Source organism: Mariprofundus micogutta, assembly GCF_001895085.1.
Lineage (GTDB): Bacteria > Pseudomonadota > Zetaproteobacteria > Mariprofundales > Mariprofundaceae > Mariprofundus > Mariprofundus micogutta.
The window spans coordinates 65,877-79,350 of record NZ_BDFD01000012.1 but is presented as its reverse complement, the minus strand read 5'-3'; the positions used below and the strand labels follow the sequence as shown (position 1 = coordinate 79,350).

The window sequence follows — 13,474 nt, the reverse complement described above, 5'->3', positions numbered from 1 at the left end:
GCTGTTGGCCACTGTGGTGATAATGCAGCCAGTGAAGGGTTCTTTGGCATGCTAAAGCGAGAAAGGGTTCATCATCGCTTGTATTGCACACAGGATGAGGCAAGAGCAGATATTTTTGATTATTTGGAAAGGTTCCATAATCCAAGAATGCGGCGCAGACTAGCTGCTCAAGATATAAGGTTTACATCGTTTTTAAACCGTCCGTAGAAATGGGGTAGAACCCCGCAATGACTAAAGACATCGAAAACTGCATACAAGCAGGTATGAATGATCATATAGCAAAACCTATTGAACCACTGGATCTTTATATAAAGCTGGACAAATGGATATCAACCGGCCGTACACATCTGGAGACACTGAACGACACTGAGACTTTTACGTCAGTGCCAATTCCACCTATAACAGGCATAGATATCGAAGAGGGTTTGATGCGAGCCGGAGATGACCATAGTCTGTATCGGAAGATACTTCTTAGGTTTTGTGATAGTCAGGTGCATGCAATTAAAAATGCGCGGGGTCTTGTCAAATCAGGTGAACCTGAGGAGGCTCGGAACATTATCCATTCACTCAAAGGGGCTGTCGGTAATTTAGGAGCAAAAGAGATGTATCGTTTAGTCTCCAGACTGGAACAGGAGCTAAGGGATGACCTCCGGTTGAATGATGAACTGGCAAGAATTATCGAATGCGAACTTCCACATATGATAGTGGCGATAAAGACAGCTCTGGAAATACCCGAAACCGGAGTATTGTATGATACTCCTCAGGACAGACACGATACTGGAGCTCAAATGATATCAAATATGCTCGCTATGGTTGAAGCATGTGACAGTGAAGTGATTGATTTGTTGCCTGCATTGTCAGATGCGCTCACCTCCAGAGGCAATTCCATTGATTTGACTATGTTGGAAAAGGCGATGCATGCCTATGATTTCGATTCAGCAGAAACTGAATTGAAAAAACTGATAAAGCTTGTTGATTAACAAACAACCTGCTTGATCATATGATGATTAATGGAAGTTACAAAGATTCTTAAAATCACCCTTCCGGTGAATTATACTATTATAATAAAAGGTTGATCCCTCAGAATGATAAATAAAATAGCCATCCGTGTATTTCAATATTGGGATGTACTGAATAATTTTCATTGAGCTTCAGCTAGTCTGGACCATACAACTTAATTGCCACATCTTGCAGTCGATGTGGCGCTGTTTATTATGTCCTACATCAATATGAAGTCTGTGTTGGTTAGATGCGACTAATGTAGCTAATTAGGGCCGTAAGTCGTCTGTCGTGATCAGCAGCAGACTACCAAAATTTCTTTCGAGAGCATGTTGAAGTGCGGTGCCGGATTTAATTGCATTAGCATGCTGGCTTGCTGTGATGATCTGCTGATTTGAGTGTGTTCTGCAGTAGGGTGGGTATTGACATAGTGATGCGAATTTTCCTCAAAATATGAAGTTTACTATGGACATCGTATGTGTCTTGATTCACCAACTTATTATTGGGTTTTTCTTACGTCCATAGGAATGTCATTCGTACTTGCTATCTCGGGGAACACCGTGATCATGGTGGCAGTCGTCAGCTTATTGTGACGATCCAAGGAGAGGTGGCTTAGCTGTTTTTTATTCTTGTGCTGGTCCCGGGTGAGTAGCTGACAAGCTTGGTCTGGATGAATCTGTTGCTATAAAAGGTGTTTTTCCATTTCTCCACAGAAGCTGTGGATAACCTGGTGGATGAAACCGTTTGGGGTGTTGTAAAGCTTACCCTTGTTGCGCCTGAGTGATGGCTGCCTAAATAATAGGCTTTATTAATTATCCTTTATTGACAGTAAGATATGTACAATATATAAAGTTATAGATTGACCGTCTACATGGTGGGTGAAAGCAGTCTGTGAGTGATGCTTGCAGTGGATAATCCATGCGAAACAGGGGCTAATGTTGAAGCCGCCATGCAGGATCGGGTAATTTCAGAAGTTAATCGGCCAGAATCACAGCATCGATTTTTTGTTGCACTGAACGCGTACTCAGGCCCTGCTTCATCAGAGTCTGACGCAGTTGCAGTAGTGATTCGATTGCAGCTTTTTTCTCATCCAGAGTCATGCGCTGAGATGTCATGCGGGCAACTTCGGAAACACCGAGTTGAATTGAGCAGGACTGATGATAGACCTGAATATCCTGCAGTGCCTGTTTCACGGAGTAGCGGTGAATATCCATATCTTCGCGCTCTTTCAGAATGCTGCGTGAATGCTTGCGGTTTGTTTTGATGACAGAAATAATGGAGGTTCCGAGCTCTTTTACCGGATTAACAGCCCTGTCGGGTTGCTGCATGGTCAGTTCCGGAGTCACGGTGTCGAGTTGTCTCTAAGCAATCGTATCTTTCAATATCTTGCCTAGCTTGTCAGATTTGTTCGACTTCAGTTCCCAATCTCCAATCTGTTCGCTCATGGTAGTCATTCTGTTATCGCAGATGCGGTCCGATTCGACGATAAACTCACGCACCAAAGCGTTTCTGGCAGCATTTCTGTCAACAGCGTGATCCAGTTCAATCAATCGTTTGTCGATCTCTTTGTTGCCGGAGCTTTCCCCCTCACTCTTCGAAATTTCTGAGAACATCGTAGATGTGCTTGAGTCGTAGCTGTTCTGAAGGCTTGCGCAGCCAGCCAAGCCAAGCAGAAGGGGGGGGGAGAATAAATCGGTAAGATGGCTTTAGTTGCATGATCTGCTACTCCATTTGTTCGCGTTCTTTGAAAACATGAAGCAATGATCGGGCCATTTGACCGCTGCTGTTTTTAAAGCCTAGCCTGCGAGTTATGAATATTGCAGTTTATATCTCGGGCCATGGCTTCGGGCATCTGGCCCAGATGGCACCAGTGCTGAATCAAATCTCCCGAATGCGTCCTGATAGCCAGTTCCTGATTCGCTGTTCTTTGCCAAAGGAAGAGATTCGGGCGCGGTTGCTGTTTGATTGTGAAATTGAACAGAGTCCGGTGGACGTTGGTGTCGTGCAGAAAACTGCCATTGAAGAAGATCGAGAGGCATCAGTCGCGGGTTTAAGGGCGTGGCTGGATAGTATGGATGAGCAGCTTGGTGGGGAATATGAATTGCTTCAGGCCTTTGAAGCAGACCTGGTGATATCCGATATTTCACCTCTGGCATTTCCTGCAGCCAGGGCGCTGGGGGTGCCGGGGATTGGTCTGGCAACGCTGGACTGGTTCACCATTTATTCGCATTGGCTCAGTGATGGTGATCCTGCCCTCAAGCAATTGAATGATGCTTACCGGCAGTGCGATCTGCTGCTTACTCCTCCCATGGCGATGGATATGCATCTGTTTCCAAATCGTATACAGATTCCTCTGATTGCAGCTTACCCATCCGGAAGATCGTGCCCCTTTGAAAAAACACACTCTAAAACAGCGCTGGTAATTTTTGGAGGCTCAGATCAACCTGTTTTTGATCTTCAGGCTTTGTCAGTTATGGATGAGTGGCAGTTTCTGATTCCATATGCATCCGATAATGCTCCTGATAACGTAACTGCGATTGCATTCGGTTCAGACATGATGGCGGTGGATTTGATGCCATTTGTTGATGTCGTCGTGTGTAAGCCCGGTTATGGCATTTTATCGGAGTGCTGGCGTACAAAAACACCTATGGCCTGGGTGGAGCGTCCTGATTTCCCTGAATACCCGATGCTGAAAGTGTGGCTTGAAGATGTGCTGCCAAGTGCATCCATGAGCAGAAGTGAGTTTGCAGGCAGTAAATGGATGCACGCACTTGAAGCTGCACAGATACAAACAAGAGCATTTCCGGATCTGAAGGTCGATGGTGCAGAAGCCGCTGCCGGCATCATTCTTTCCCGCCTTGTGGTGTAAAAAAGCCACGACGGTGTAATGTTTGCATCTGCCAAACCGGAAATAATCGTCTACAATAAACCCATGAAAGATATGCATGCAACGGGTTATCCGAATGTGGTAGATATCATAGTGGCAGTGCTAACTTGCTTGGTGGTGCTGATTCTGGCTTTTCCGCTCTACGCTGATGCGCAGGGCTGTACCAAGGCTGATAAAGTTGAAGTATCCAAGGTGAATGTTCCCGCTGTGAAGATGAAAGCAGCTAAAACCAAGCAACCTGAGAAGCAGGCCAGGGCAGTAAAGGCTGAGAAAAAAAGCGTGAAAAAGGTGGCTCCTGCTGCTCCGGCAGTCGCAGGGGCTGTAGAAAAAATCAAACCGGAAAAAGCAAAAGAAGAGCCAGTCGCTGTCGATATGGAGACGTTGAAAAAGCGTTTGAAAGAAACAGACGCTATTGGTGTGTTTACCAAGTTGGCGATTCGCAGTGATATTGTAGATTTGGTGGATGAAATTAATCGTCATCGCAAACAGTCCAGACTGGAGATGAAAATGGCTAATCTGCGCGCCAGTTTTGATGGTTTATTGTTAAAAATAGTAGCATTGCTTGAGGGGGACCCAGTCCTTTCCCGTGATCTGTATGTGAGCCGGGAATCAATCTGGAAGAGTTTGCTGGAGGTGAAGGCATGAAAAGATTCTTGTTAGTTCTGTTGGCTATGGTGTTTATGATTCCGGCGGCTCAGGCAGTAACCAGAGCAGAGGATATCGCTACAACTATCATACTGCGTGGACATGCCTGCCCGGGCAGGACAGTGAGTAATGTCTCCGAGTCTGTGGATGCCAGCGGCAATAAAACTATTCAGGCGACATGTCCAAACGGTGCGCGCTATCAGGTTAATGTTTCCGCCAGCGGCAGGGTAAGTGTTCAGCGATTGAATTAGCTTGCAGGCCAGCACGAAGCCGGGAGCTTTTCAGATATTATAACCTTATGGCGTAAGGCGTGGAGCATCGCTACACTGCCGCACCAATGAGTAAGATAAAGCAATCACATATCCGTAATTTTTCAATTATCGCCCATATCGACCATGGCAAGTCTACGCTTGCTGATCGTTTGATCGAGGTGACAGGGACGCTGACCGAGCGCGAGATGAAAACCAAGCAGGTGCTTGATTCGATGGATCTCGAGCAGGAGCGCGGTATTACCATCAAGGCCCAGACTGCGACCTTGAATTACAAAGCCAAAGATGGTGAGGTCTATCAGCTCAATCTGATTGATACACCGGGTCATGTGGATTTCACCTATGAAGTGTCCCGTTCCCTGCAGGCTTGCGAAGGCGCGCTGCTGATTGTTGATGCAGCCCAGGGCGTGGAAGCCCAGACACTGGCCAATGTTTATCTGGCCATGGAAAACGATCTGGAAATTATTCCGGTAATTAACAAGATTGATCTGCCGAGTGCCGATATCGATGAGGCCAAGCGTCAGATTGAGGATGTGATTGGTTTGGATGCTTCCGACGCAATCCCTATCTCCGCCAAAACCGGCACAGGCATTACTGATGTATTGGAAGCGGTCGTCGAACATGTGCCACCACCGGAAAACATGGATGATAAACCTCTACGCGCACTGGTGGTTGATTCATGGTTCGATTCCTATGTGGGGGCAGTCGCACTGATTCGTGTGTTTGAAGGTAAGATAAAGAAAGGTGATCGCTTCCGATTGATGTCGATGCCTACTGCAGCCTCCTATGAAGTCCAGGATGTTGGTTATTTTGTGCCGGCCCCATTTTCCACACCCGAACTTGCTTCAGGAGCCGTGGGCTTCCTGATTGGTGGTATCAAAACACTGGCTGATCTGAAAGTGGGTGATACGGTAACCACGCTGAAGAATGGTGCGACCGAGCCCCTTCCGGGTTACCGGGAACCCAAGTCGATGGTTTTTTCCGGTCTCTACCCGGTAGATTCGGCCGATTACAATGATCTGCGCGATTCGCTTGAAAAGCTGAACATGAATGATCCTGCTTTCACATTTGAGCCGGAAACATCTTCGGCACTGGGGCTGGGCTTCCGATGCGGCTTTCTTGGCATGCTGCACATGGAGGTTGTACAGGAGCGATTGGAGCGGGAATATGATCTCGACCTGATCACTACCGCGCCAAGTGTGATTTATCGTATCCATCAGACTGATGGCGATATCATTGAGATTTCCAATCCGAGTGAGTTTCCCGAGCCTCAGGATATTGATCGTATAGAGGAACCATCTGTGCTGGCCAATATCTTTATGCCGGAAGAGTTTGTTGGTGCGATGATCAAGCTGTGTCAGGAACGACGTGGCATGCAGAAGGATATGAAGTTTATCGGACAGGGACGTGTGATGCTCACCTATATCCTGCCATTGGCCGAGATGGTGATTGATTTTTACGACAAGCTGAAATCGGTGTCGCGCGGTTATGCGTCGATGGATTATGAGCTTTCGGAATTCGTGACCAGTGATGTGGTGAAACTCGATGTGCTGGTGCATAACGAGCCTGTGGATGCACTTTCCCTGATCGTTCATCGCTCTATTGCCGAATCGCGTGGTCGTGATCTGGTGAAGAAATTACGGGAACTGATTCCGCGCCATCAGTTTGATGTACCCTTGCAGGCTGCAATAGGTAGCCGTATCTTGGCTCGGGAAACAGTGAAAGGTGTGCGTAAGAATGTGACAGCCAAATGTTATGGCGGTGATATCTCTCGTAAACGCAAGCTGTTGGAAAAGCAGAAGGCGGGTAAAAAGCGGATGAAATCGATAGGCAGTGTAAATGTACCTCAGGAAGCATTCCTGGCTGTGCTGAAACTCGGTGATGGAGCAAAAAAATGAGTGATAAGAAACCGGTTTGGCGGGAGTGGCTGGAAAGCCTGTTGGTGATTGCAGTTCTAGCCGTGGTGATTCGTAGCTTCATTGTCGCACCATTCAAAATTCCATCTTCGAGTATGATACCCACGCTGGAGATTGGCGATTACCTGTTTGTCTTGCGATATCCCTACGGTTTCAGAATTCCACTGACTGATACGCAATTGATGTCAAAAGAGGTGAAACGCGGTGATGTTGCTGTATTTGTCTATCCGGAAGATAAATCCAAGGATTACATCAAACGCATCGTAGGTATTCCCGGCGACAAGATTGTGTATCTGAATAACAAACTGAGCGTGAATGGTGTTGAAATGCCGTTGACCTTTGAAGGTAAAAGAACTTATTTCATGGCCGATGGCGGTATTGATGTATCGATTCAGCATGAAGAAAACCTGAATGGTCTTAAGCATAAGGTGCTGATCAAGGATTACTCGATTCGTGATGGTGAATGGACTGTTCCGGAAGGGCACTATTTTGCCATGGGTGATAACCGCAACAATTCACGTGACTCCCGTTTCTGGGGTTTTGTACCGCAATCCTACATGGTAGGGCGTGCTGCCATTGTCTGGTGGTCCTGGGACAGTGCAAAAGGTTCTGTGCGCTGGGATCGTATCGGTCACCTGATTGAGTAACACTTTATCCGGGTTAACAGCCGGTCGTAATCAACAGGGCTTCTCAGTGCTCAAATTCCTGTTCTGGGTAGCGCTGCTCGGTGCAACTGTATGGAATGGCTTCCTGGGTTTTAATGCCTGGTACAACAACTGGAAAGTGGAAGATGTGTTTGTGGTACTGGTGGATACCAGGCCTTCTGCATCCGAGGCTGAAGTGCGTAGCCAGATGCAGAAGTTGTTCGGATTAAAATATATCTTAAACAACGATTTACCCGACGAATTTTTTGATAATCTGAGCATTAAAGCCAGCGGCAGCATGCTCGAAATATCATCATACTATGCGGTGACGATCTGGCCGGCAGGGCGAGTCGTCAATAGAGATGAAGATGGTAGTTATCATCCCGATGATTTGACTGGTATGGATCTGCTGCGTGACAAGTTACGCATCGATCTGGAATTTGAACCCTATGCGATTACCGATCCTTCCCGGATTCAGGCAGAAAACCTGTGAACGCGTCGAATAAACAGGCAGGTCTTGAAGCGATAATCGGTTACACCTTTTCAGACAAGGGTCTGCTTAAACGGGCTCTGACTCACCGTTCAATGACCGAGCAACACATGGAGCGTCTGGAGTTTCTCGGTGATGCTGTGCTGGGTCTGGCTATTTCAGAGTTTTTGCATCATCACTTTCCGGAGCTGCCGGAAGGAAAGCTGTCGCGTATGCGTTCAGCTCTGGTGCGAAAAGAGAGTCTGTATGAGGTGGCTCTGGTCTGGAAATTGACCGGCTATTTGCATGTTGGCGAGAGTGAACGTGTGGCTGATGGTATTAAATCACCATCGATTGCAGCCAATGCGGTTGAAGCAGTAATAGGTGCGGTATTTCAGGATAGTGGATGGGAACCGGCGCGTAAGCTGGTGCTGCAGGCATGGCAATCGATGCTGCAGGGCATTGATCAGGTGGATAACAGGGATGCCAAATCGCGTTTGCAGGAGTTGACGCAGGCGCAGTCATGGGGGCTTCCTGAATATGAGTTGCAGGATCATGGTGTAGGCAAGAATCCTCGCTTTGAGGCCAGATGTAGCGTGAAAGGGGAGCTGATGGGCGTCGGTTTCGGAGAACGAAAAAAACAGGCTGAGATAGCAGCAGCGGAGCAGGCATGGCAGCAACTGAAAACATAAGCGAAACAGAATTCCATTGTGGTACGGTTGCACTGTTGGGGCGACCGAATGTCGGCAAGTCTACATTGATGAACCGCATTATCGGTGCAAAAGTGGCAATTGTAACTCCCAAGCCACAGACCACACGTCACCGCATTCTCGGTATTTATACCGACGAGAAAAGCCAGGTTGTGTTTGTCGATACACCGGGCATTCACAAGGGTGGCATGCAGTTGAACAAAAATATGGTGCGTGTGGCTTATGCTGCTGCCGAAGAGGCTGATGTGCTGGCAATTATGCAGGATGCCAGTAAACCTATGGATAGTCAGACCCGAACACTAATCGAACGTTTTGCCGATGGGCGCTTAACGCAGCCGCGTATTCATGTGTTGAACAAGGTTGATAACATGAAAAAGGAGCAGTTGCTACCTCGTTTGATGATGATGCAGCGTCTTGATCCTGGTGCTGTTGCCTATGTTCCTGTTTCCGCACGCAAAGGCACGCAGACCGATGCTCTGCTGGCTGAATTGACCAAACAGTTGCCTTTGCAGCCAGCCATGTACGAACCGGAGTGGTTTACTGATCAGAGTCAGCGTCAGTTGGCAGCAGAATATGTGCGTGAACAGGTATTCCTCTCCATGCATCAGGAAATACCATTTCAGACTGCTGTGGACATCGAACGTTTTGAAGAGCATGGCAATACAGTTGAAATTGATGCCGTGATTCTGGTCGGTAGCGAACGGCACAAGCCGATGCTGATTGGTAAAGCCGGTGGCGGCATGAAAGCTGTCGGCACCAAGGCACGATTAGGGTTGGAAGAAATATTGGGTTGCAAAGTGCGTCTGAATATCTGGGTTAAAGTGGATGAAGACTGGTTTGATCATCCGGGCAAGCTGATGGATCTAGGCCTTAGTTCAGACAGCTGATTTGTGGCGGAGCTTATTGATAAGGCGCTGTTAGTCAGACGAATTCCCTATAGTGATACTTCGCTTATCTGCCATTTTTTTACTGAACAGCATGGACGTATCACTCTGATGGCCCGGGGAGCGAGGCGTCCCAAAAGCAGTTTTCGGGCCAGTCTTGAGCCGCTGTTTGATTTGAAAATCAGTTGGCGGCCGGGAAGAACCGGCATGGGGACATTAACCGATGTGCAGAGAGGGGCATCGCTATTGCAACCGGCTCAGGTGCTTGATGGGCAGGAGCTTCTGGCTATCGCATCGCGCCTGTTTCAGGAAGGTGACCCGCATGGTTTCAGTGAACTTGCCGCTTCATTACATATGCTGGAAAGCAGCAAACAGACACAGGGATTGTCGGTAGCAGTCTGGCACCTTCTGGATCAGGCTGGTTTGCTTGGGGATCTTCAGCACTGCTGGCACTGTTCCGCAGAAGTTCCGGGCACGATGTTCTGGCAACAAGGGCATCTTCTCTGTGGCGATTGCGGGACAGGTATGGAAATATCCGCAGGCCTGCGTAAATCCATTACAACAGTTTTAAATGGTGGTCGCATTATGCTGTCTGGGCAATACAGCAGAACATGGCGGGAGATCATTCGTATGGTGTTAAATGAGCAGGGCATCAAGGCCACAGACAGTTTTAAAACAGTGTAACAAATCAGAGTCATTTACCGCAGAGTACGCAAAGTTTCGCAAAGTACAGGCAGAACCGAAAGAGTAGGCATATCCAATCAGGGATTTCTCAATGTTCACACGCACATTCCTGTGCCAGTGTTCCCCCTTGCTGCTGCCGGAGTCAGAAAAGTAGTGTGTTTTGTTGATTTTCCTTTGCGTTACTTTGCGTACTCTGTGGTGAAAGGTTTTGAACATCGGTTATTGGGGTAAAGGAATAATGATTAATCTAGGTGTAAATATCGATCATATTGCAACGATCAGGCAGGCGCGAGGTACTGCTTACCCTGATCCGCTGGATGCGGTTCCGGTATGCATGGCAGGTGGTGCAGATAGTATTACTGCACACCTGCGTGAAGATCGTCGTCATATTCAGGATCATGATATTGAACGTCTGGCAGCCATCCCAGGCCTGCATCTGAATATGGAGATGGGGGTGACTGATGAGATGGTGGCAATCTGTGAAAGATTAAAACCTGCTGCCTGCTGTCTGGTGCCTGAAAAACGTGAAGAACTGACTACAGAGGGTGGCCTGGATGTTGTGGCCCACAAACAACGATTGGCTGCTGCTGTTGAACGTTTGTCTGCAGCTGGCGTACGCGTATCGATGTTTATCGATCCAATTGCTGAGCAGATCAGGGCAAGTCGCGACATTGGTGCGGCAGTGGTTGAATTGCATACCGGTCACTATGCGAATTATCAGGGAAGCGAGCAGGAAAAAGAGCTGGCTGCACTTACGGATGGAGCGAAGCTTGCCAGTGATATCGGCTTGATCGTACATGCCGGCCACGGGCTGACAGTGGAAAATACACCGGCGATCTGTGCATTGCCGGAAGTTGAAGAGTTGAATATTGGTCATGCCATTGTCGCCGATGCGATCTTCAAGGGTTTGCAGCAGGCAGTGAGTGATTTCAGAGCGGTGATGCTGCGTTGATTGCTGGTGTTGGTGTTGATCGCATTGCCATCGCCAGGATCGAGTCGAGTCTGGAACGTTTTGGCGAGCGCTTTATTCAGCGTGTATATACGGAGCATGAAGCTGCTCAGGCATATGCAAAAGGGAATCCGGCCCGACGCTTTGCCATGCTGTTTGCTGCCAAGGAGGCGGTATCTAAAGCATTGGGAACCGGATTCAGCCGGGGAATATCTCTGCAGCATATCGAAACCATTCATCAGCCAAGTGGCAAACCAGAGGTGGTCCTGCATGCAGTAGCACTGGCAGTAGCGAAGGGAAGCGGTATCAGTCGGGTGCACATCTCTTTAACGGATGATGACGGCGTAGCGCTGGCTTTTGCCGTTGCAGAGTCGGACATCACGTCTTCTTAAGCTGATATGAACACTGTTGTTTTCAGAACAATATGGCTGTTTTGTCTGATCGCCTACTGCGGACTGATATATTTACTGTCTGATCAGCCGGTGTTGCCTGTTCCTCTTGTGTTTAATATGCAGGATAAACTTATTCACGCGACTGCTTATGCCGTGATGGCATGGCTATGCTGGCATGCCGGGCGTGCTTATATGTCCAAGATAGTATTGCTTGTGGCAACGATCCTGTTTTGCGCATTCTTTGGCGCAAGTGATGAGTGGCACCAGTCTTTTGTGGCGGGTCGCGATGCCAGTATTTATGACTGGCTGGCCGATGTTTTCGGGGCTTTGCTATTGACACTTGCCCTTTGGAAAAGAGAGGTTGTGGTATCAAATCGTAAGTGAAGGCTGTAAAAAGATGGTTTAGTGATCGTTTTCAGGTAGGGGGGGAGACAGATGAGTATCACCCGGATTTTGACTGCTGCCCAGATGCGCAGGGCGGATGAGATTACCATAGAATCAGGTGTGTCAGGTTTTGATCTGATGGATCGTGCAGGTCGAGCTGTTGCCGGTATCGTGCTGGAGAAGATTCCTGATTACGGTCGTGTTGTTGTGATTGCCGGTCCCGGCAATAATGGTGGCGATGGTATTGCCGCTGCCCATCATCTGCGTAAATACCGTATTCCTGTCACTGTTGTTTCGCTTGCCCCTGTTGATTCAATAACTGGTGATTGTAAAGCACATGTTGAACTGGCTCGCAAATCCAGTGTGAAAATCAGGGAAGCGACGACCCTTGAAGGCTTGTGTGAAGTGGAACGCTGGTTAAGCCGTTCCGTGATCGTAGTTGATGCTATTTTCGGCACAGGTCTGTGCCGCCCGCTGGATGGGTTGATGGCAGAAACAGTAGCTAAAATAAATGCTTGTGACCGCCCTGTACTGAGTATCGATATTGCCAGCGGCATTTGCTCAGACTCCGGATCAGTGCTGGGCTGCGCGGTCAAAGCCAATTATACACTTCCAATTGCTGCTTCGAAGTGGGGTCACTGGTTGAATCAGGGGCGTGATTATACCGGTTTGCTTGTTAAGGTGGCCGATATCGGTATCACTGATGAGACAATTTGCGCTTCATGGCATGCATCATGTGACTGTGAGGATGATGAATACTGTTTCTGTGTGAACAGCACCTGTCTGATCAACGACGAGTATCTTGAAGCTGCCTGGCCTCCGAGGCCGCGTTTGTCACATAAAGGTTTTTTTGGTCATGTATGGGTGTTTGGCGGCTCGACAGGATATACCGGGGCGCCTCAGTTGGCAGGTTTGGGGGCTTATGCTGCGGGTGCAGGACTGGCCAGTATTGTCTGTCCCGATGAGGTCTGGTCTGTAGTTGCTTCTGCTAACCTGGAGGTGATGGCCCATCCGGAATCTTCAACAGCCTGGCATAAGGCGCGAGCTATTGTGGCAGGCCCCGGCTGGGGAATGGGCCGCGATGCGTTGTTGACCCGGTTGCTTGAGGGCGATTGTCCGATGGTACTGGATGCCGATGCGCTTAATATGCTTGCAGCGAGTAAACCGCTACAGGAAAAACTGAAAGCTCGTCAGGTGATGACAGTGATTACACCGCATCCGGGAGAGGCGGCACGGTTGCTTGGCTGTGATGTGGGTGCTGTTCAGGACGACCGTAAGCAGGCTGTTCTTGATCTGGTTGAACGTTATAAGTGCTGGGTTGTGCTCAAGGGTTCTGAAACGCTGGTGGCATCTCCTGAGCGAGACATTTATCTTAATCCATTTGGCACCCCCCATCTGGCGGTTGCAGGATCCGGAGATGTTCTTTCCGGCATGATTGGCGCCCAGCTTGCCCGTCGAAAGGGTGATGGAGCTACAATTGCTGAGTTAATCTCATCGAGCGTGGCGCTGCATGCCAAAGCGGGAGCGCATGGGGGCTGGTATCTGGCAGGTGAGCTGGCCGGTCTGGTTGCAGAAGCAAGACAGAAAATTGAAAGCGGTGATAGAAAGGGTCATTAAATTCGACTATAGTCTAGTTTAGCAA

At 48.5% G+C, this 13,474-nt stretch carries 17 protein-coding genes; 15 read left to right on the top strand and 2 right to left on the bottom strand.

Annotation, left to right across the window (positions count from 1 at the left end):
- Both MMIC_RS07825 and MMIC_RS07820 read left to right on the top strand, forming a co-directional pair.
- Positions 1-207, top strand: a 207-nt coding sequence (locus tag MMIC_RS07825) for an IS3 family transposase (RefSeq protein WP_143144914.1), incomplete at its 5' end; no start/stop codon positions are given.
- A gap of 56 nt (positions 208-263) precedes the next feature.
- Positions 264-980: an Hpt domain-containing protein gene (locus MMIC_RS07820; RefSeq protein WP_072659907.1), complete on the top strand. Its 717-nt coding sequence runs from the start codon at positions 264-266 to the stop codon at positions 978-980.
- 993 nt (positions 981-1,973) lie between these two features.
- On the opposite strand, the gene MMIC_RS07815 is transcribed toward MMIC_RS07820, so the two are convergent.
- Both MMIC_RS07815 and MMIC_RS07810 read right to left on the bottom strand, forming a co-directional pair.
- Positions 1,974-2,345: a hypothetical protein gene (locus tag MMIC_RS07815; RefSeq protein WP_072659906.1), complete on the bottom strand. Its 372-nt coding sequence runs from the start codon at positions 2,343-2,345 to the stop codon at positions 1,974-1,976.
- A 15-nt stretch (positions 2,346-2,360) separates the two neighbouring features.
- Entirely contained in the window at positions 2,361-2,612 is a 252-nt protein-coding gene (locus tag MMIC_RS07810; RefSeq protein WP_072659905.1) for a hypothetical protein, read from the bottom strand.
- Positions 2,613-2,809: 197 nt separating this feature from the next.
- On the opposite strand from MMIC_RS07810, the gene MMIC_RS07805 reads away from it, so the two are divergent.
- The 13 genes from MMIC_RS07805 to MMIC_RS07745 all read left to right on the top strand — a co-directional run bounded on the left by MMIC_RS07805 (position 2,810) and on the right by MMIC_RS07745 (position 13,449).
- On the top strand, positions 2,810-3,868 hold the full coding sequence (locus tag MMIC_RS07805) for a hypothetical protein (RefSeq protein ID WP_072659904.1): 1,059 nt from the start codon (positions 2,810-2,812) through the stop codon (positions 3,866-3,868).
- A gap of 63 nt (positions 3,869-3,931) precedes the next feature.
- A complete protein-coding gene (locus MMIC_RS07800) occupies positions 3,932-4,531 on the top strand; it encodes a hypothetical protein (RefSeq protein ID WP_171966477.1) in 600 nt (199 codons plus the stop codon).
- Positions 4,528-4,782, top strand: a complete 255-nt coding sequence (locus MMIC_RS07795) for a hypothetical protein (protein ID WP_072659902.1) — start codon at positions 4,528-4,530, stop codon at positions 4,780-4,782. Before MMIC_RS07800 ends, MMIC_RS07795 begins: the two co-directional genes overlap by 4 nt.
- Before the next feature lie 86 nt (positions 4,783-4,868).
- Positions 4,869-6,698, top strand: a complete 1,830-nt coding sequence (lepA, locus tag MMIC_RS07790; protein WP_072659901.1) for a translation elongation factor 4 — start codon at positions 4,869-4,871, stop codon at positions 6,696-6,698.
- Entirely contained in the window at positions 6,695-7,363 is a 669-nt protein-coding gene (gene lepB, locus MMIC_RS07785) for a signal peptidase I (protein WP_072659900.1), read from the top strand. Before lepA ends, lepB begins: the two co-directional genes overlap by 4 nt.
- A complete protein-coding gene (locus MMIC_RS07780; protein WP_072659899.1) occupies positions 7,356-7,853 on the top strand; it encodes a hypothetical protein in 498 nt (165 codons plus the stop codon). Before lepB ends, MMIC_RS07780 begins: the two co-directional genes overlap by 8 nt.
- Complete coding sequence (rnc, locus tag MMIC_RS07775; protein ID WP_072659898.1) at positions 7,850-8,521, top strand: ribonuclease III; 672 nt, start codon at positions 7,850-7,852, stop codon at positions 8,519-8,521. Before MMIC_RS07780 ends, rnc begins: the two co-directional genes overlap by 4 nt.
- A complete protein-coding gene (era, locus tag MMIC_RS07770) occupies positions 8,500-9,426 on the top strand; it encodes a GTPase Era (RefSeq protein ID WP_227819419.1) in 927 nt (308 codons plus the stop codon). Before rnc ends, era begins: the two co-directional genes overlap by 22 nt.
- Positions 9,427-9,429: 3 nt before the next feature.
- Positions 9,430-10,107, top strand: coding sequence for a DNA repair protein RecO (gene recO, locus MMIC_RS07765; protein ID WP_072659897.1), 678 nt, complete (start codon positions 9,430-9,432; stop codon positions 10,105-10,107).
- 241 nt (positions 10,108-10,348) lie between these two features.
- Positions 10,349-11,059, top strand: coding sequence for a pyridoxine 5'-phosphate synthase (locus MMIC_RS07760; protein ID WP_072659913.1), 711 nt, complete (start codon positions 10,349-10,351; stop codon positions 11,057-11,059).
- Complete coding sequence (acpS, locus tag MMIC_RS07755) at positions 11,056-11,448, top strand: holo-ACP synthase (RefSeq protein WP_072659896.1); 393 nt, start codon at positions 11,056-11,058, stop codon at positions 11,446-11,448. The genes MMIC_RS07760 and acpS overlap by 4 nt, the downstream gene beginning before the upstream one ends.
- 6 nt (positions 11,449-11,454) lie before the next feature.
- Positions 11,455-11,832, top strand: coding sequence for a VanZ family protein (locus tag MMIC_RS07750; RefSeq protein WP_072659895.1), 378 nt, complete (start codon positions 11,455-11,457; stop codon positions 11,830-11,832).
- A gap of 51 nt (positions 11,833-11,883) precedes the next feature.
- Entirely contained in the window at positions 11,884-13,449 is a 1,566-nt protein-coding gene (locus MMIC_RS07745) for a bifunctional ADP-dependent NAD(P)H-hydrate dehydratase/NAD(P)H-hydrate epimerase (protein WP_072659894.1), read from the top strand.
- The last annotated feature ends 25 nt before the right edge of the window (positions 13,450-13,474 follow it).